The 16,462-nt window shown below is 66.6% G+C and carries 28 protein-coding genes; 7 read left to right on the forward strand and 21 right to left on the reverse strand.

Annotated elements, in window-relative coordinates; genetic code table 11:
* Nucleotides 1–60: 60 nt before the first annotated feature.
* The 17 genes from ACOZBP_RS12935 to ACOZBP_RS13015 all read right to left on the reverse strand — a co-directional run bounded on the left by ACOZBP_RS12935 (nucleotide 61) and on the right by ACOZBP_RS13015 (nucleotide 10,764).
* Complete coding sequence (locus ACOZBP_RS12935) at nucleotides 61–1,110, reverse strand: hypothetical protein (RefSeq protein WP_422676831.1); 1,050 nt, start codon at nucleotides 1,108–1,110, stop codon at nucleotides 61–63.
* 407 nt (nucleotides 1,111–1,517) lie between these two features.
* Nucleotides 1,518–2,219, reverse strand: a complete 702-nt coding sequence (radC, locus tag ACOZBP_RS12940; RefSeq protein WP_153923466.1) for a RadC family protein — start codon at nucleotides 2,217–2,219, stop codon at nucleotides 1,518–1,520.
* A 1-nt stretch (nucleotide 2,220) separates the two neighbouring features.
* Nucleotides 2,221–2,394: a hypothetical protein gene (locus ACOZBP_RS12945; RefSeq protein ID WP_153923465.1), complete on the reverse strand. Its 174-nt coding sequence runs from the start codon at nucleotides 2,392–2,394 to the stop codon at nucleotides 2,221–2,223.
* Nucleotides 2,395–2,801: 407 nt separating this feature from the next.
* A complete protein-coding gene (locus ACOZBP_RS12950) occupies nucleotides 2,802–3,491 on the reverse strand; it encodes a hypothetical protein (RefSeq protein ID WP_404419822.1) in 690 nt (229 codons plus the stop codon).
* A complete protein-coding gene (locus tag ACOZBP_RS12955; protein ID WP_316629624.1) occupies nucleotides 3,488–3,685 on the reverse strand; it encodes a hypothetical protein in 198 nt (65 codons plus the stop codon). Before ACOZBP_RS12955 ends, ACOZBP_RS12950 begins: the two co-directional genes overlap by 4 nt.
* 367 nt (nucleotides 3,686–4,052) lie before the next feature.
* Nucleotides 4,053–4,691 carry a hypothetical protein gene (locus ACOZBP_RS12960; protein WP_404419820.1) on the reverse strand — a complete coding sequence of 213 codons (639 nt, stop codon included), beginning with the start codon at nucleotides 4,689–4,691 and terminating at the stop codon, nucleotides 4,053–4,055.
* 387 nt (nucleotides 4,692–5,078) lie between these two features.
* Complete coding sequence (locus ACOZBP_RS12965; RefSeq protein ID WP_153923462.1) at nucleotides 5,079–5,393, reverse strand: hypothetical protein; 315 nt, start codon at nucleotides 5,391–5,393, stop codon at nucleotides 5,079–5,081.
* The gene (locus tag ACOZBP_RS12970) at nucleotides 5,390–5,962 is read right to left on the reverse strand and encodes a hypothetical protein (RefSeq protein WP_404419818.1); all 573 of its coding nucleotides are present in this window, start codon (nucleotides 5,960–5,962) and stop codon (nucleotides 5,390–5,392) included. Before ACOZBP_RS12970 ends, ACOZBP_RS12965 begins: the two co-directional genes overlap by 4 nt.
* A gap of 219 nt (nucleotides 5,963–6,181) precedes the next feature.
* On the reverse strand, nucleotides 6,182–6,478 hold the full coding sequence (locus ACOZBP_RS12975) for a hypothetical protein (RefSeq protein WP_153923460.1): 297 nt from the start codon (nucleotides 6,476–6,478) through the stop codon (nucleotides 6,182–6,184).
* A gap of 78 nt (nucleotides 6,479–6,556) precedes the next feature.
* Nucleotides 6,557–7,108: a recombinase family protein gene (locus ACOZBP_RS12980; RefSeq protein ID WP_404419816.1), complete on the reverse strand. Its 552-nt coding sequence runs from the start codon at nucleotides 7,106–7,108 to the stop codon at nucleotides 6,557–6,559.
* Nucleotides 7,109–7,209: 101 nt separating this feature from the next.
* A complete protein-coding gene (locus tag ACOZBP_RS12985) occupies nucleotides 7,210–7,698 on the reverse strand; it encodes a hypothetical protein (protein WP_422676832.1) in 489 nt (162 codons plus the stop codon).
* A gap of 181 nt (nucleotides 7,699–7,879) precedes the next feature.
* Nucleotides 7,880–8,152, reverse strand: a complete 273-nt coding sequence (locus tag ACOZBP_RS12990; protein ID WP_219352631.1) for a PadR family transcriptional regulator — start codon at nucleotides 8,150–8,152, stop codon at nucleotides 7,880–7,882.
* Between the two features lie 98 nt (nucleotides 8,153–8,250).
* On the reverse strand, nucleotides 8,251–9,051 hold the full coding sequence (locus tag ACOZBP_RS12995; RefSeq protein WP_219352630.1) for a hypothetical protein: 801 nt from the start codon (nucleotides 9,049–9,051) through the stop codon (nucleotides 8,251–8,253).
* Between the two features lie 452 nt (nucleotides 9,052–9,503).
* A complete protein-coding gene (locus tag ACOZBP_RS13000) occupies nucleotides 9,504–9,638 on the reverse strand; it encodes a hypothetical protein (protein WP_255488867.1) in 135 nt (44 codons plus the stop codon).
* Nucleotides 9,635–9,991 carry a hypothetical protein gene (locus ACOZBP_RS13005; protein WP_153923455.1) on the reverse strand — a complete coding sequence of 119 codons (357 nt, stop codon included), beginning with the start codon at nucleotides 9,989–9,991 and terminating at the stop codon, nucleotides 9,635–9,637. Before ACOZBP_RS13005 ends, ACOZBP_RS13000 begins: the two co-directional genes overlap by 4 nt.
* 82 nt (nucleotides 9,992–10,073) lie before the next feature.
* Nucleotides 10,074–10,313, reverse strand: coding sequence for a hypothetical protein (locus ACOZBP_RS13010; RefSeq protein WP_153923454.1), 240 nt, complete (start codon nucleotides 10,311–10,313; stop codon nucleotides 10,074–10,076).
* A 73-nt stretch (nucleotides 10,314–10,386) separates the two neighbouring features.
* Nucleotides 10,387–10,764 (reverse strand): single-stranded DNA-binding protein, encoded by a 378-nt coding sequence (locus ACOZBP_RS13015; protein ID WP_219352629.1) that lies wholly within the window; start codon nucleotides 10,762–10,764, stop codon nucleotides 10,387–10,389.
* Between the two features lie 858 nt (nucleotides 10,765–11,622).
* Between ACOZBP_RS13015 and ACOZBP_RS13020 the strand changes: the two genes are divergently transcribed.
* Together ACOZBP_RS13020 and ACOZBP_RS13025 are read left to right on the forward strand one after the other, a co-directional pair.
* Nucleotides 11,623–11,832 carry a hypothetical protein gene (locus tag ACOZBP_RS13020; protein ID WP_219352628.1) on the forward strand — a complete coding sequence of 70 codons (210 nt, stop codon included), beginning with the start codon at nucleotides 11,623–11,625 and terminating at the stop codon, nucleotides 11,830–11,832.
* 174 nt (nucleotides 11,833–12,006) lie between these two features.
* On the forward strand, nucleotides 12,007–12,390 hold the full coding sequence (locus ACOZBP_RS13025) for a helix-turn-helix transcriptional regulator (RefSeq protein WP_153923451.1): 384 nt from the start codon (nucleotides 12,007–12,009) through the stop codon (nucleotides 12,388–12,390).
* On the opposite strand, the gene ACOZBP_RS13030 is transcribed toward ACOZBP_RS13025, so the two are convergent.
* A complete protein-coding gene (locus ACOZBP_RS13030) occupies nucleotides 12,387–12,776 on the reverse strand; it encodes a hypothetical protein (RefSeq protein ID WP_153923450.1) in 390 nt (129 codons plus the stop codon). The genes ACOZBP_RS13025 and ACOZBP_RS13030 overlap by 4 nt on opposite strands.
* Nucleotides 12,777–12,837: 61 nt before the next feature.
* On the opposite strand from ACOZBP_RS13030, the gene ACOZBP_RS13035 reads away from it, so the two are divergent.
* On the forward strand, nucleotides 12,838–13,068 hold the full coding sequence (locus ACOZBP_RS13035; protein ID WP_153923449.1) for a hypothetical protein: 231 nt from the start codon (nucleotides 12,838–12,840) through the stop codon (nucleotides 13,066–13,068).
* A 3-nt stretch (nucleotides 13,069–13,071) separates the two neighbouring features.
* Nucleotides 13,072–13,497, forward strand: coding sequence for a hypothetical protein (locus ACOZBP_RS13040; protein WP_153923448.1), 426 nt, complete (start codon nucleotides 13,072–13,074; stop codon nucleotides 13,495–13,497).
* On the opposite strand, the gene ACOZBP_RS13045 is transcribed toward ACOZBP_RS13040, so the two are convergent.
* The 3 genes from ACOZBP_RS13045 to ACOZBP_RS13055 all read right to left on the reverse strand — a co-directional run bounded on the left by ACOZBP_RS13045 (nucleotide 13,494) and on the right by ACOZBP_RS13055 (nucleotide 14,619).
* Complete coding sequence (locus ACOZBP_RS13045; protein WP_153923447.1) at nucleotides 13,494–13,712, reverse strand: hypothetical protein; 219 nt, start codon at nucleotides 13,710–13,712, stop codon at nucleotides 13,494–13,496. The genes ACOZBP_RS13040 and ACOZBP_RS13045 overlap by 4 nt on opposite strands.
* Nucleotides 13,713–13,776: 64 nt before the next feature.
* The gene (locus ACOZBP_RS13050) at nucleotides 13,777–14,079 is read right to left on the reverse strand and encodes a hypothetical protein (protein WP_153923446.1); all 303 of its coding nucleotides are present in this window, start codon (nucleotides 14,077–14,079) and stop codon (nucleotides 13,777–13,779) included.
* Between the two features lie 312 nt (nucleotides 14,080–14,391).
* Nucleotides 14,392–14,619, reverse strand: a complete 228-nt coding sequence (locus ACOZBP_RS13055) for a hypothetical protein (protein WP_153923445.1) — start codon at nucleotides 14,617–14,619, stop codon at nucleotides 14,392–14,394.
* A gap of 265 nt (nucleotides 14,620–14,884) precedes the next feature.
* Between ACOZBP_RS13055 and ACOZBP_RS13060 the strand changes: the two genes are divergently transcribed.
* Genes ACOZBP_RS13060 through ACOZBP_RS13070 form a run of 3 tightly spaced genes read left to right on the forward strand, consistent with a single transcriptional unit; the run spans nucleotide 14,885 to nucleotide 16,444 of the window.
* The gene (locus tag ACOZBP_RS13060) at nucleotides 14,885–15,607 is read left to right on the forward strand and encodes a restriction endonuclease (RefSeq protein ID WP_219352627.1); all 723 of its coding nucleotides are present in this window, start codon (nucleotides 14,885–14,887) and stop codon (nucleotides 15,605–15,607) included.
* Nucleotides 15,604–15,819: a hypothetical protein gene (locus tag ACOZBP_RS13065; RefSeq protein WP_153923443.1), complete on the forward strand. Its 216-nt coding sequence runs from the start codon at nucleotides 15,604–15,606 to the stop codon at nucleotides 15,817–15,819. The genes ACOZBP_RS13060 and ACOZBP_RS13065 overlap by 4 nt, the downstream gene beginning before the upstream one ends.
* Nucleotides 15,809–16,444, forward strand: a complete 636-nt coding sequence (locus ACOZBP_RS13070) for a hypothetical protein (protein ID WP_153923442.1) — start codon at nucleotides 15,809–15,811, stop codon at nucleotides 16,442–16,444. Before ACOZBP_RS13065 ends, ACOZBP_RS13070 begins: the two co-directional genes overlap by 11 nt.
* The last annotated feature ends 18 nt before the right edge of the window (nucleotides 16,445–16,462 follow it).

Raw genomic sequence — 16,462 nt, forward strand, 5'->3', positions numbered from 1 at the left:
CGCCCCCTGTTCTATCCGTCGCGGGTCACCGCGCCGTCAGGCAGCGGTCGGCGCCTGAGATCAGGCCGCGCGTGGATGAGGGGTTTCGGCAAACAGCCGAGATGACGGAGAGACGTCGAAGACGCCGGCGTCACGCTTGTCGAACAGGGTTAGCCATTGGCCGAGGTCGGCGCGCTCTGTGACAGGCACGCCGGATTCTGCGTCCTGGAAGCGGACGAGGGCTTGCGGCGCCATCGCGGTGATCTCGTCGATCGCTTCCGACGATAGAAGCCCCTGTTCGCGGATATAGTCTGTGATGCGGCCCGGCTTTTTCTCGCCGCCGCGAGTCCCCTTGACGCCGTTGCGCCATAGCCCCTCGATCTTCTGAAGCCGGGGCGCGGCGTGGGCTTCCATCAACACGATCCTGCGCAGCTGTTCGACAGGCAGGGTGTGGACCTCCCACGTCTTCATGGCGCCGCACATGAAGCAGGCGCTCTTCGGGGGAACGGGAAGGCCTGCACGACGGATCCGCTCTTCGCAATCGCAGCGATGCCAGCCCAGCACGCGAAGCGGGTAGCCGTAGACGTAGCGGGGATCGACATAGCCTTCGCGGTGCGCGTAGCGCTTGGCGTCGGCTGGGGAGCAGTCGTAGCCAATCAGCTTGATGACCTTGCCCCCGTTCGCCCAGGCAGTGACGGCAGGCTCCCACTGTTCGGTCCATTTGTTCTGAGGCTCGATCTTCCACTTCTGGGAGCAGCTGGAGAACCCGAAAGAGATCGACGGCAAAGTGCCGTTGGTCAGGCAGTTCTCATCGAGAGAGCGGTAGGGAGGGAAGTTTTTGTAGTTCTTGGGCTGATAGCGGACGGTGATTAGCGTCACGCCGCGATCAGCGAGCCATTTGGCGAAGAGTTCGATGAAGGCATAGGTGGTGGGCTTCTCGCTGCCTGTGTCAGCAAACAGGACAATGTCGATGCGGATGCCGGTCTCGATCAGCTCTATCAGCATCGCGGTGCTGTCGACGCCGCCGCCGTATGCCACCATCACCGGGGTATCGGCCTCGAAGAAGGAATGCTGATTGCCTGCGGCCTCGGCCTTCCACGCCTCCATGGCCTCGATGAGTGGACTGGTCATGATGATCTCCTCGAATCCCGATCCCAACGATCGGCTTCCGAGGCTCGGGCCACGGGTGGCGCTCGGCAGTCACCGGAGCGGCGGCCCACTCGGCCGACGCGGAGGGCGAACGGCGTAGCCGTTGACTTCCGGGCTCCCGTGTCACGATGCCAAGATGACGGTCGCCCCCCTTTCATTCCGGCAGGCCGTCGTCGCGACCCATAGGGAGCGGCGCGCGCAGCGAGGCCGTCGCCGGCGCACCTGTCGGACGTGACCAGGCGCAAGCGACCGCGAGGCCGAAGGCCAGCTGGTCGCCAAGCCCGGGAACGGTCCCTGCCCTGTCCGTCGCCGGGTCACCGCGCGCGAAGCGCCGCGGTCGGCGTCGCACCGACCGATCGCGCACAAAAAGGGGGCCGAAGCCCCCTCGATCAGATGAGGCCTTTGGACCGGAAACTGACGCAGCTCTCGCTCGCTACGATGACGTGGTCATGGACGGCGATGCCCATGAGCTTGCCGATCTCGATGAGGGACTTGGTGATGTCGATGTCAGCCCGCGACGGGGTGGGATCGCCCGAGGGATGGTTGTGGACCAGAATCAGCGCGGCGCAGCCAAGCTCCAAGGCGCGCCGTATAACCTCCCGTGGGTAGACCGGCGCGTGATTGATCGTGCCCGCCCCCAGCAGCTCGTCGCGGATCAGGCGGTTCTTGTTGTCGAGGAACAGAACCCGGAACTGCTCGATCTTGGCATGGGCCAGCCGCGCGCGCAGGTATTCGTTCAGGACGGACCAGGAGCTTAGGACGCAACGGTCCTCGATCCCGGCCCGCGCCATTCGGGCGCCCAACTCCGAGGCAAGCTGCAGATCCTGATGAACCGCCGCGTCGAGGCCGGTTCGATGGGTGAAGTCGCCTACGGTGGCGGACGTTGCCGCCGCCGCTGAGCCGAACTCGTCGATGATGATGTAGGCGGCCCCGAGGCCGCCGTTGTGGCGAAGAAGCCGACCCAGCAAGTCGGTATCGCTGAGTGATCCGCAGTGGTCGTGGTTCGGCGAGACGGTCTCGCGGGGCAAGAACCCGGTGAAGGGCAACGCCAACTCCGAGACGCCGGGCGGGGTTGAGGAACGGCGGGCCATCTTAGAACGCCGCCACTTGCTGAGCGGTGACCCAATGCAGCGGAACCTCTTGCCAGGCCGCGACCTGTTGGCGGGCGGCCAACTCCGTGGCGGCCCAGGTGATGACCGAGAACTGAGTGACGCTGCCGACCAGGCATTGCCATTTGGGGAAACCGTTGATCGTGACGGTGTTCATGTCGATGCTCCTTTTTTGGCCGATCCCAGCGATCGGCGATGGAGCTTCGGGACACGGGTGGCGCTCGGCAGTCACCGGAGCGGCGGCCTCTTGGCCGCCGGCGGAGGGGAACGGCGCAGCCGTTGACTTCCGGGCTCCCGTGACACGATGCGAAAACGACGTGCGCAGTAAACTTTCCGGTACGGGCAGGCCGTCGTCGCGCCCCATAGGGAGCGACGCGCGAAGCGAGGCCGTCGCCCGCCGCACTCGTCAGACGTGACCAGGCGCAAGCGACCGCGAGGCCGAAGGCCAGCTGGTCGCCAAGCCCGGGAGCGCCCCCGGTCTATCTGTAGGCAGGCCGAGGCGGCGAGCGGAGCGAACCGCCCGCCGCATGGCGCGGCCGTCGCCGGCGCAACAGGCCGGAGATGTCACCAGGGCAGGATCTTCCAGGTGGCGTGAGCCTCGGCCTCAAGCCGATCGGCCAGCTGGATGTCCATCAGGTGATCGCCCTTGGCGAGGCACCAGGCCTCGTTCCAGAACCACATGTTCGCGTCGGCCCGGGCCTCTTCGGCCGGGTCGTCCGCGACATGGTAGCCCTTGGCGGGATCGTAGTGGGTCTCGTAGGACCCGCTCGGCTCGTGACCGACGACGTCGAGGAAGGCCGCCGCCATGACCATGTTCGAGTCGCAGAAATCGTGCGACGCACAGGTGTCGAATGGGCTGTCCCACGCCTCGGCATTGCGCCGGAGCATTTCGGCCCACTGTTCGGTCGTCAGCGTCTCCTTCAGACGCTCGACGAACCGGGCGGAGAGCGAGGCGACCAGACCGGTCAACAGCTCAAGGGCACGCCCCAACGCGGCGCACGCGGTGGCGTCCTCGTCGATGTTCGGGGTGTGGCCGCCGGAAAGGTCAACCAGGCCATCCGGACCGGGCTGCAGCGCGCGCCATTCGTCGACGCTGTCGGACTCGCCGTCGAGCCAGATGGCGACTTCGGTCTGAACGGCGGGCGTGATGCTGATGTCGGCCCAACCGTTCCAGGTTGTGCCGTGGGCGAAGCCGTCCCAGATCGGGGAATCGTCAAAGTGCCATTTGACGGGACGCAGCGAAGCGCCGGTCATTGGACCGGGCCCCGCGCGCCGTCGAAGCACAGGTGGAAGGGGTGGAAGACCGCCTCGCCAGCGGCCTCGGCTGCGGCGTAGCTGTTGGCCTGCGCCATGCGCTCGGTGCCCGACAGGCTCTGGAATGCGGCGATGATGGAGGCGCGCTGCATCTGCAGCTGTTGTGCGATGATTGACATATCGGGACGGGGCATCTTGTTTCTCCAGCTCCCAGCCAGGTGATCCGGCTGGCTCGCGGGTGTCCCGCGATCACGCCCCTTGCCAGGCGGGGTTTGAGCCGGAAGCGCACCCGAAGGGCCGGAACGGAGTGGAGGACGGCGTAGCCGTTGAGCGACCGGCGACCCCGCCCCTCTTGGGCGTGATTGATCGCGGAACCCGCAGGCCGGAAACCACGGGAGCGACCGAGAAGCGCTCCGTCGTCCTGTTTGACCGACGACAGCCAATGCCCGCCGCCCTGCCCCCTAAGCCGCACCGGGAGCCCACGAGCGGGCGGCATGGCCGGGGAAGTTCGTTGACCGCCTTGCGCCCCCAGCGCGGTCCCACGCCCACCAGCGGCCATTCTCACGGCTCACACAGCCAGCGCCGGAGCTTGGCGCGCATGTAGCCGATCTGGTCGTTGATGATGGTCAAGGGCGCGGTGGCCGCGATGAACCCGTGATCGGTCATCTCAGCGACATAGGACTGCCCGACCCGGACGTACTCCTTGCCGCCGCAGATGGCGACGTCCTCAAAGGCGCGACCCGCTTCGCGGACGAGACGAGCGATGACGCCGCCGGCGGTCCGCAGCCGCTCGCGGCTGGCAAGGTGCCGATCGCGCGCGCCCTGGGTGCGGAACGTGAGGTCATAGTTGGGATAGTACCCTGCCAGCCCGCGCTGGATCATCGTCTCGGCGGTCTTGGCCGTGAGCAGGGTGTTGTAGTGGGGCAGAGGATCCCGGGAGTGCCCGAAGCCGTAGCGGGCTGAAAGGAACGCGACGTGCGCTAGGGACCCATCGGGGTCGGCCGCTTTGAGGGTTTGCCAGAGCGGCCCGGTGTAGCGGTCCCGCGCCGAGAGGTCTTCGCCTTCAGCCTTGGACGAGGAACAGGCGAGGATCAGCAGCCGCGGCCGCGCTAGCGGGCGCGCTGCAGGAGCGCGGTCGGCCGGAGCGGTGAAGTCCAATTCGTGCTGGCGCATAAGCTCGCACAGTGTTGCGTGGGTCATCGGGTTCTCCTCGGTGAGCCGCCCGGAACGGGCGGGGCGCGCCCTATCCGTTGCGAGGTGCCGGCCCGTCACCGAGGACTCGGCCGTCCGGCCGGTCAGAGGGGAACGGCGAAGCCGTTGACGGGATAACCGGCGGTGCCCTTGCATCAGGATCGGCCGACCCCGCCGCCCCTCTCTCAGTCCGGCAGGCCGTCGTCGCGACCCATGGGGAGCGGCGCGCGCAGCGAGGCCGTCGCCGGCGCACTTGTCTGACGTGACCAGGCGCAAGCGACCGCGAGGCCGAAGGCCAGCTGGTCGCCAAGCCCGGGAACGCCCCCTGCCCTCACAGTAGGCAGGCCGAGGCGGCGAGCGGAGCGAACCGCCCGCCGCAAGGCGCGGCCGTCGCCGTCACCCGGATGGGTGAAGGTCCAGGATCGCGTCAGCCTCATCCCGGGCGAGGACGTAGCCACAGTCCGCCGGGATCTCGCTCTCGTCCTGGTAGATGTGCGTCAACAGGGCTTCATCGACGAGGTCGCGCAGGGTGCGAAGCACCGTGAGACCGTCGGCGCTGAGCTCCGCGGCGGAGGCCGAGGCGCGCAGCGCCCGGGCCTCGATGATGAGATAGGACAGCGTGTCCACGGCGTCGGCGCCGGACATATGGCCGTCAAGCTCCTCGCCGGTCTTCATGCCGGCGATGCGATCGAGGAAGGTGATGAGGCTCATTGGGTGATCTCCTGGGTCAGGGCGCAATGCAGTTCGACAGACAGACCGGACAGGCCCGAAAGGGTGTCCGCGACAGCCTTGGCCTGGTCGAGGTCGGCATTGGGAAGGTCGGTGATGGCGAGCGCTTCACCGTCAGGGTTGATGCCGTACACGGTGTAGAATTCGGTGCTGGCGCGGTCCTGGCCGCCGTCGACGACACCGTCGTCGTCGGGGTCCATGCGACAGCCGCCGATCTGCAGCACAGTGAACTCCCGCCAGTCCGGCTCGGCGCCGTCGGTGCAGCAGTTGAACAAGACAGCCGGATCGACCGGGACGGGGTCGGCGACGGCCGAGGGTTCCTCGGGAAGCAGGCCGTTTTCGATCGCCATGCGCGCGAGCGCGCCGGCGATCACGCGCGCGCCGTCCTCGAGGGCCGCGCTTTGGCAGGGCAGGAAATCGCCGGACGTCCAGCTCATGGCGTCAGCCAGGACGGAGGCCATGGCTTCAACGCCGGCGGATGCAGCCTTATCGAGGAGATCAGACGAGACGGAGGCCAAGGCGGCCTGGTCGTGCAAGTCAGCGAGATTCATGAAGGTCTCCAGCTTCCAGCCGGGGGATCCAGCTGGCCCGCGGGCTTGCCGCGATCACGCCCCTTGCCTGTCGGGGGTAAGGAGGACCTGCACCCGGAGGGCCGCAACGAAGTGGAGGACGGCGGAGCCGTTGCGGGGACGATGTCCCCGACCTCTTTGGGCGTGATTGATCGCGGCGGCCGCGCCTGGACCCGTGCGATGCTGGAATGAGCGGTTTCGCTATTCGCGAACGGGCCATTCAGCCCGGAGAGGAAAGGCGGTGTAGACCTCGGGCGGTTGGGCCCAGAAGGTCACCCGGCCCTCGCAACCGACCCGCCGGCAGTGCGGGTGTCGGTTCCACAGGACGCCCTCCCCGCCGAGGAGGAAGGCCATGACGCGAAGATCGACGCCCATGTTGAGGTGGCAGCGGTTGCACACGACGGTGACCCGCCAGCGTTTGGTCCGCATCGAGTCGACTGTGCCGCAGACAGCGCGCCAGTCCTCACGGGTGTAGCGGTCTGGGTTCTTGCGTCCCACGGTCCTGACGTCGCTGGCCTAAGCGCCCCTGCCAGCGGACGGTCTAGAGGACTCGACAGCGCGAACGCAAGCGTTTGTTCACGTCCCGTTCTCATTCCGGCCAAGGCGACGGTAGACGGTGGCCCGGCCAACGCCGAGCCGATCGGCGGCTTGTTCGACGGTGATGGTTCCCGTCGCGAGCAAGGGTGACACCTCTGCCCATGCCGCGTCGGTGATTGCCTGCTTGGGACCGGGCGGACGCGGAGCGTCGAGGATCTCGCGCTCTGCGCGGCGATCCTCTGCAGCCCGGGCCTCGTGGGCGAGCATCATGGCGGCGAAACGGAAGAACGCCCCGCCGTCATGCCGGGTGTCGATACCGTCATCGAGCGCGACCAGGTGCAGGCTCGTTTCCTGCAGCCTGACGGCCAGATCGAAGATCTGCCGATGGTCCCGCCCGAAGCGGTCCAGTGCGGTGACGTAGAGAACGCCGCCGGGCGAAAGCGCCGCTATCGCGCGGTCCAGCGCTGGCCGAAGGACCGTGGCCCCGCCGCGAAGGTCCTCATGGACCTCGCGGACGCCGGCGGCGACCAGCCGCTCGCGCTGGGCGATAAGAGCGGGGCCGCGGCGAAGCGCGCGGGCATAGCCGATCATGGGTGACTCCGTCTCAAGTCTCAGATTGGACATGGCGCAACCTGAGACAAGACAGACCCGCGCGACTAGCGCCGGTCCGCAGGATGCGGAACAGCGCCCGCCTAGTGAAGGCGACGACCGGGCTGCGCCCGGTTGAGGATGCCGAGCTGGTGGCGGGCGCGGGCGACGGCGACATCTTGCTGGTGGATGATCGCATGAAGCACGATCGCCTCATCCAGGAGCGCGAGGGCCTCGGTCATGTCGGTCGTCTCTTCGACCGCCTGCGCTGCGCGGCCGAGAAGATAGGCGGCGCGGGCAAGTTTGCCCGCAATGCCGCCGGCGCCGCGATCGCGCAGATGCTTGGTGAGGAAGGCGCAACGGTCGCTGGCTAGCTTCCGGGCCCGATCATCGAGGGCGAGCGACAGGCCTACGGCCTGGCTCATGGCCGAGCGGAAGCGAATGTCGTTCTGCAGCTTGCGATCGACGGTGTTCGCGACAGGATCGCAACCGCAGGCCTGGGCGACCGACATGATGGAACAGGCGACGAAGCCAATGGCCTCGTCAGGGGACATCGAGGCCACAAGGGCGCTTTGCGCCGAGGTGGCGAACAACCCGGGCAGGGTAGCCTGTGCTGCAGACATGGGAGGCTCCTTTTGAAGCCGCCTCGCTGGCGGCCGGAGCCTGGCGGTAGTGGGCTCACGAAGGCGGCAAGGGCTTCAGAGCGAAGCGTCCCTTGCCGCCGAGTGTGGGCGCCCACGAACGATGGGCCGGGCCGACAGATGCCGAATCCGATCAGTCTGCTGCGGAACCTGCCGTGCGTGCGGCCAGCGCCGTCCGTCCCGTCTCGGTCAGGGCGAAGACCGGGAAGTCCGGACGATGCGGCACGGGGACCTCCGCAAGATAACCCTCATCTGCTAGGCGATGGAGGTGACGCAGGGCCGCCTTGGTGGCCTCGCGCCCTTCAGGGCTGGCCGAAGGGCTGATGCGACAGCGGCCGTCGGCCGCCGCATCCGCGTTGGCCAGCACGCCGTAGTCGTCTGCGGTGAGGGTATGGGTCTGGGACATGAAGGGGCTCGCGATGTATGGCCCCCTCAGATCGCAACAGGGCTGCAGCTGGACAAGGGGACGACGAAGCGGGTCGCGCCTCACGCGACCCGCCCGGGCTAGAAGCTGAAGGCGAACTGCCCGGTCGGCTCCTGGTATTGGGCCGGAGAGGCCGCTTCGCCGGCCTCGGCCCAGGGGAACGCCGCGAGGAAGTCGCGATTACGGTATTGGGGGCCGATGAACTCCCGGCCCTTCTTCTCGGTCAGGATCTGGCTGATCCAGATTCTGGCGGCCTCATCCATGGTCGTCTCGTAAATCGGCCGGCAGCCGCACAGGGACCGATAACCCGTGTTGGAGATGAATGGGCCGGTGGCGGACACGGCGCGGAATTCGACCTGCAGGGACGAAGGCCCGCCCCGGGCGATGACGATCGCCCTGATGCCGGCATGATCGACCAGGAACTCTCCGGACTGGCCCCACAGGGGGACAGCACCCGGAGCGGCGGCAAGGCGTGCCCGCAGGCGGGGTGAAACCGCCTCGTTGCCTGCCTCGCAGGCGAAGAAGGCGCCGCCGTTGAGTTTCCAGACAACCGCATCATAGCGAATGCTGGCGGCCATCATGGCGGCCTCGTCGCCTATGACGACGGCCGCGTGGAAGGCCTCGAACGCTTCGCGCGCCACAGTGTCCAGTCCGGCCTGGTCGGCCGGGAGATCGGGCGCCATGCGCAACACGGCGGCATCGCGGAGATCGATGTACGAAGGCTCCCGCGAGCGACCCCGCTGCGCGGGGACGTCGTCGATGTCGTCATCGTCCCCTGTGAAATCGGTATCGTCGTCGAAATCCTCATCGAGCGCAGCGGTCGCGTCATCGAAGATGACGGCGGGGTCAGGCTGAATGGTTTCGATGGAAACGGCAGTCATGGGATCCTCCAGTGAAGACCGCCCGGGCTGGGCGGTGATGGAGCAATCCGAACGTGAGGTGCCGGCCCGTCACCGAAGCGCCGCCTTCGGCGGCGCGAGGGGAACGGCTTTAGCCGTTGACGGGATAACCGGCGGAGCCCTCACGGTGGGATGGGACAGAACCGCGCGCCCCCTCCCCTTACAGAGACCCCAACGGCGGAAAGCAGGAGAACGCCGTCAGGATCTCTGGAGCGGTCGACGTCGGGGGGGAGTGAGACGACCGCTCTATGCCCGCGAGCGGGCATAGAGCGACCTTAGACGGCACGGACGGCGTCCAGCTAGGCCAAGCGCACAGAAAGCGACCGCGCTTCGCGCGGACGGCCTTCGCAGGCGGCGAGAGCCAGCGCTGAGCGGATAAAACGAAAAAGGCCCCGCCGGGGAACGGCGGGGCCTCGAATGGCGGTGCGAGAAATCTACTCGGCCGGGATGGTCGGCTGCGTGGCCGAGGCCTGAAGACCGGCGACAAAGCCAGCAACAAGCGGCTTCACGAACCAGGCGATGACCGCGCCAGCGGCGAGGCCGACACCGAAGAGACCAACTTCAATCATGGACGATCCTCCTTCTGGGGCGTCTGTGGATTGGGAATATAGCCCAAAAGAGCGTGGGCCGCCACGATCAGCAACATAACGCCGATGCCGCTTGAGATGATCCACGCTGGCGTGACCACGAAGGCCGCGTTCAGCTGGGGCGTGACGAACACCGCCACGGCCAGCGTGAGAGCCGCCGTCTGGCAACCGTTGGCGCCGAGTTTCAGGCGCTCCTCGGTGACCTTGGGATGGTCCGGACGGAAGACGCCGGACGCCAAGGCCAGCCCGCGGCCGATCAGTCGGCCTCCTCGCTGTCCGAAGGTGAACAGGTGGTCCCGCAGTCGGGACAGTCGTCGTCGCAGGCGCATGACCATTCGTCGCTCCATTCCGTGCCGCACGGGCACTCATACGTGTTTCTGAACCAGGGACCAGTGTCCCCCTCGGGCCGCCGGCTGCTCACGGCAGACGCTCCAGCGGCACGATCCACTTCACGCCCGGCAGCTCGACGGCGAAGCCGAGAGCGGGGATCGAGTCCATCGCGTCATAGGCCTCGTCGAAGCTGTCGAACGGACCGTAGAAGCGGGTCTCGATGTTGAGCCGGCCGTGGGGCCGGTGCATCACCGCGAAGGGTCCCGGATGGTCCGGCCGGGGCTGGACCTCGTCCCAGGGTGGGGTGCTTTGGATGCTATCGAACATGTGAGCCTCCAGGCTGCTGTGGTTTCGCAAACCAAAAGGCCCCCCGGTTTCCCGGGGGGCCGCTGCTGGCGGATCAGCCTTCCGAGCCGGGCTCGTCGTCGGCTTGTTCGGTCGGCTTCTTGTCCAGGAAGATGACTTGGTGCTTCGGGCCGCTCAGGTTGATCTTGGCGCGGACCTGCTTGACGCCGTCCTTCTCGTACTCGTCGTAGCGCAGCTGGCCGATGATGTGGACCAGCGAACCCTTGCGCAGGCACTTCTCGATCGCGTTGACCTTGCCTTTGCCGAAGACCTCGACGGTGTGCCAGGTGGTGCGCTCCTTGCGCTCGCCGGCATCGTTCTTCCAGGTTTCGGTCGTGGCCAGCCGGATGTTGCACACGCGGTCGCCGCTGTTCAGGGTGCGGAACTCCGGGTCGTTGCCCAGGCGGCCGATCAGTTCAACTTGGTTCAGCATCGTCGTTTTCCTTCTTTCTCACCGGTCGGGATTTCCCGTCCGGCTCGCGGGCACTGCCGCGATCACGAGACCGTCAGCGACGGGGACAAGGGGACGTCCGAAGGCCGAGACTGGTGGAAACCGGCCTGCACAAGCGCAGCGCGGAAGGCCGAGGCGCGCAGCGCCGTGAGGGTCCGCCAGGCTCGCCCCGCGCAGCGGGGTTGCCTTCGGTAAGAACCCGACCCGTCGTAGGTTAAGAGTGATCCATTGCGGCTACCCGCCCAGCCGGGGGAACCCATCCTTCAGGTGAGCGGAAAACGCGCTGAAGCCTGTTGGACAGGCCGCCCTTGGTCCATCAACGTCCCGATGCTTCCACAATGACGCGCCCCCGAACGCGCCCAACTCCGACGCCCCCAAGACGCCCGGGGACGGGCCCAGAGCCAGACGCCCACCCCCTCCCCGCCTCGGCCTTCAGCAAAGGCATTCGAAGCGACGAAGCCGTCGAAGAGGACAGCGATCCATCGTCGTCACCATGAGCCTATGCCCTGTACGAAGGGCGTCCGACGGGGTCTGTGCTGGTCAATGAGTGGCTGGCCCAGAGATCGGTGATGGGCATCCGCCCCTGAACGGCGAGGATGCGGCCCCGCCGGTTCCCGGTCCGTTCGCTGCGCTCTCTACCCGGATCGAGTGGCCGCTAGTCGCGGCCACAGGCCCCACGCGCGTCGATTACGCATCGTTTCACGGCACCCTGCCCGTCAACGGCTTCGCCGTTCCCCTCCGCGCCGGCAAGAGCCGTCGCTCCGGTGACTGGCCGGGGCCCACCGTGCCCCGAAGGCTTCATCGCCGCCCGTTGGGGGCGGCTTCAATGGAGGCTTCGCCATGCAAACCGTTTCGATCCAAACCGCCAACCGTCACCAGGTCATCGTCGAACAGATGATCGACCAGGCGCAGCAACTGGCCGCAGGCTGGGAGAAGCTGAGCCGGAAACAGAAGCTGCAGGCTTGGGCGGACTGGACCGCTACTCGTCCGAGCGAGCGGGTGTTCCACCAGTTCCACCGGGTGCTGTCGGCCATCGAGAGCGTCCACTAAGGGAGGGGGGTTCGCCCCCCTTTTGCGCAGGGGCCGTCAGTCCGAAGCCCGGGCGGTTTCTGCAGAAGGGCCGGGGCGGAGGGAGTGGGTTCGTCGATCTGCGCCCTCCCCCGTGACAGTGAACCTGTGAGCGAATATGCCAGTGGGGGTTGTGGTAATCCGTTGGAGATTGAGATGAGCGGCAAGGTGGAAGACGAAGGTCCGGACCCCGTGGATGTGCATGTCGGGCTGGCGGTGAAGGCGTATCGGCTCCGCGCCGGGATGAACCAGCAGTCCCTGGGCAAGGCGGTGAAGGTGACCTTCCAGCAGATTCAGAAATACGAGAAAGGCGCGAACAGGATTTCGGCCTCGATGCTGCACCGGATCGCGGGCGTCCTGGACTTCCATCCGGGGGATGTCTTCCCGGTGCACGGTGTAGAGGCGGCAAGCCCCCAGGCGGGCTTCGGCGCCATCAAGGGAAGCCACGAGCTGGCGGAGAGCTTCTCGCGTATGCCGGCGCCGAACCGGGCGTTGCTGCTGAAGGTCGCGAGAGAATTCGAGCGGCCGGACGCGGCCTAGCCGCCATAGGTCTCGCAGATCGTCCGTAGGCGATCGCGTTGCGCCGGGTCGAGGTCGCGCCGGACTGCGCGGCAGGCCCGGCGGAGTCGTCTCCGGCGGCGAGCGAGGCCTTCGCCGCCGCATGTGGTGCCGAGATAGTGGCGGACCTCCTCCCATCCCGTGACGAAGTCATGCGGGAAGCCTTCGGGGATGATCCAGGCCCCGTCGACCGTGCGCCCGTGCGTCACCGTGGGCGACGCCCGCAAGGCGGGCTTTGCCGCGGCGAGCATGAGGCGGCATAGTTCCTCGTGAACAGGCGCTTCTGCAGCACGGCGGGCGCGCCAGCGCAGCGCCGCCCAGCCAGAGGCGGCGATCCCGATACCTGAAGCGGCTATCACGACAAACACGCGGCTCTCCCCCGCCACTGTGAGTTGAACATAAGCCGAGCGGTGTTACTGGAATCGCAACGTGCGCGAGAAGGGCGAAACAAGCGTGGGTAATGAGATGCCGGAATGGTGGATGCCGATGGATCCGGACAAGATCGAACACGTGCGTTCGCTGCTGAGCCCAGCCGCGTTCGTGGAGCGACCGTTCACCTTCGGGATCATCATCCGGCCGACCAATGAGAAGGAGCGGATCGTGCTCGAGATGATGGGCGAGGACCTGGTGCGGGTGTCAGCGGACGTAAGGGGGCGATAGACGATGCGGCAGCGATCGGCGGACGCCCACCTGGTGCCGGTGTTTCTGGAAAATGCGCAGGGCTTCCTGCGCGCCGGCTCCGAAGGGCCTGAGCCGGAGGCGTGGGCCCCGCGCGCGCAGATGCTGTGCTGCGCCATCGAGCTGGCGCTGAAGGCCGCCCTGATTGCAAACGGCTGGACGGACGATCAGAACCGGCGCGAGATCAGGCATGACCTGATGCGTGGTCTGAAGGCGGCGACCGGCGCGGGGCTGAAGGTGCGAAACGACCGGACGCAGGCCGTCGTCGCGGCCCTAAGTCCCCGCTATGCGAGGCACGAACTGGACGACATGGCGAAGGATGCCGGTAGGCCGTCGCTCGTTGACTGCGCGGCCGTCGCCCGCGATCTGCTGGACGACTGCAGGGCGTTCGCGGACGTGGTCGAGGCCTAAGACCTGGTCCGGACCAGAACGGCGGCGGGCATAGCCCGGCGCCGGTCGATGGCGATCCCGGCGGTCATCAGCGCCAGCATGAGGCCGCCGGCGACGATCGCCAGCGGAAGGCCGGAATGAATGACCGGCGTAAAGGCGATCAGGAGGGAGGCGATAAGGCCGATCGCCATGGCGGCGAAGGTCATCGGAAAGAGGGGCGAGGTCATGCGCGTCATGAAGGGCTCCGTTTCAGGATGGTCACACGCGGCCACCGGTCGTGTCCAGCGGCCGCGCGCGTGGTCACCAGTCAAAGACCGGTAGAGCGGCGCCTTCGGGGAGGTGCGGAGCGTCTCGGTCGAACATGACGTAGTCGAAGCCCCAAGCGCGGGCGAACTCGATGACGGCCCAGAGGTCGTTGTGGGTCTCGTCGTCGCGTTCCTGGTGAACGTAGACGATGAAACCGAACTCGGTCGGGCCGGTGTTCGCCCAGCTGATTGCCTTGGCGGTGGCGGCGTCACAGGTCTCCTGGGAGATGTGAGCCGTTGAGACGTCGAGCATCCGGCGGGTGTTGTTGTCGAGGGATTTGGGGTCGAAGTCGGACATGGGGCCTCCAGACAGCACCGGGATCAGTGCGTGACCGAACGCGTAGCGGGTAGGGTCTGAGCCGCACCCGGAGGGCCGGAACGGAGTGGAGGACTGCGCAGCGGTTGGCGGCGACCGGGCCCGGGCCGCTAGCGATCTGGGGTCCGCACCTTCCGGTCTCGAGGAGCAGGGCCGAGGGACAGGCGGTGTCCTGTTCACGACATAGGAACGGAACGAACCGTGAAAGTGGCCCGGTTTACAAACCGAGCCGTGGTTGACAGATCGCAGTTTGGTTGACGAACTCGGCGAAATGCCCAGACGGACGGCGGAGTCCTAGCGCTTGGTATCGTACCGCACGAAGGGCTTTCTGCGTTCCTGGGCGCGTACCAGAAAGCCGTAGGTCGAAGGTCCGACAAGCAAGAGCAAGAGCGCGGCCACCGATACGGGCATAAGGCCGAAGAGCTTCACCGCGAAAACGGCGATGGCGCACATCGCGAATGCGAAAAGCGGCACGGCCAAAGCGACCGTTACGATCTTCAGAGGGGTCGGAAGTCGTTCCAATGTGCTCTCCTTTGGTCTCGGGGAGACTGCACACGGGGTGTAACGCTGTCCAGCATCCCGCGTCAGGGATCGTCACCCGGACGGGACGAAACTCGCCCCTTGGCGAGGTTCGGTGAGGAGCGCAGCGACGAGTAGAGCCCGCCCCCGCCTCGGCGGGGAGACGCCCGAATTTAACCCTCGCCGTTAAAGACTTCGCCGGAAAATCGTGGCAAAACAGTCGGGCTGTCAGTCCGATCCCTGCATCCCCAACCCCAGGATGCAGGACATGAGTGAAAACGCGGCTCTCGAAGCCACTAAAAACATCGACATCGCCGGTGCCCTTTGGACCGCGATGCAACCCGCCCTGCCCTATCTGGCGGGGTTTTTCCTGTTCGCGATCTTCATCGGTTTCTTGCAACGACCGAAACAGACGAAGGCGCAAAAACAGCACGCCTACAACGAGCGCCGTTCCTGGGACGACCTGAAGCTCATCCGCTCGATGGCGCCGCTGGAAAACCCGGGGCGCGTCTTCGGCTACCTGCGCAAGGTGTGCCCCTACCGGTTCGAGGACATGATCCTCTCGGAGTTGGCCCGGCGCGGCATCAACATCATCCGGGGAACCTCCTACTCCGGGGACGGCGGAATCGACGGCCAGTTCACGCTGAACGGCGAACGCTGGCTCATCCAGGCCAAGCGTTACAAGGCCTACATCAAGGAAGATCACGTCTGGGCCTTCGACGCCGTCTGCCAAAGGCGCAAGGCGCGAGGGCTGTTCGTCCATACGGGACGGACGCCCGAGCGACTGCGCCAGATGCAACGCCAGTGCGGCGACGTCCGGATCATCAGCGGCGAGGAGCTGCTGAAGTTCTTCGCCGGGCATAGCGTCAGTCTGACCCTCGCGCCGGCGTCGCCGGTCTCGCCCGTCGAAGCCGGAAAACCTCAAATCGCGCGCGCCTCTGTCCCCCCTCCCTCCAAGGGGCGCGCAGCGATCGAAGGGGCGGTGCTGTGAGCGCCGCCCCGAGATCGCCCGCGCAGCTGGCCGCCGAGCGCGGCCATGACTGTCGCGGAGACTTCTTCTCGACGGGTGTGGATCTAGATCTCGCCCATGCTGCAGACGCCGATCTGGACGGGACGTTCGAGGCGACGTGCATGGACACCGGCGAGGTCCTGCAGGTGAACGGCTGGCTCTTCGTGAGAGAGGAGCAAGTCAGTGGGCGTTGAGGACAGAGAGTGGTTCCGGGAGGCCCGGGCCGAGCGTTTGCGGAAGGCGTTCGGCGATGCGACCCCGCGTCAGATGCGTCATAAAGGGCGACGCCGGGTGATCGATAGGCAAATCCTCGCGGGCGTTGCCATTCTGCTCTCGGCTGGAGCAACTCTCGCGCTCGGCGCCAAGAATTGGTGGCGCACGATCGACTTCGGGTTGGCCGATGTGCCGGCGGTCGTCGAGCTAGGGCCACAGGAGGCCTTCCCGACGAGTGGTACGGTCAATCTTCACGAGCCGAACGACTATTCCGCGGGCCACGAGCCCTTCGTGGTGCGAGGCGCCGGCGGCGAGACCCGCGCAGTCGTTAGGGTTCGGCGATGGGAAGACGGAAGTCCTGTCGCGACCGGTTTTGTCGCTGGAGATGGGCATACCGAAATACTGTTAAGGCCAGGTCGATACCGCGTGAGCGTCGCCTATGGCCGCAACTGGCGCGGCCTGGCGGAACTGTTCGGCCGAGAGACACTGGTGGAGGAGATCGTCGAGCCCATCGATGTCGTGTCGGGTATGGGGCAGACGCTCTCCTTGCGGAAAACGCCGACAGGAAACACGCCGACGGAGGGCCGCCGGCGTGCCGCCTTTTGAACACGAAGAGGGTAGGGA

It is taken from the genome of Brevundimonas sp. NPDC058933 (assembly GCF_049315965.1).
GTDB lineage: Bacteria > Pseudomonadota > Alphaproteobacteria > Caulobacterales > Caulobacteraceae > Brevundimonas.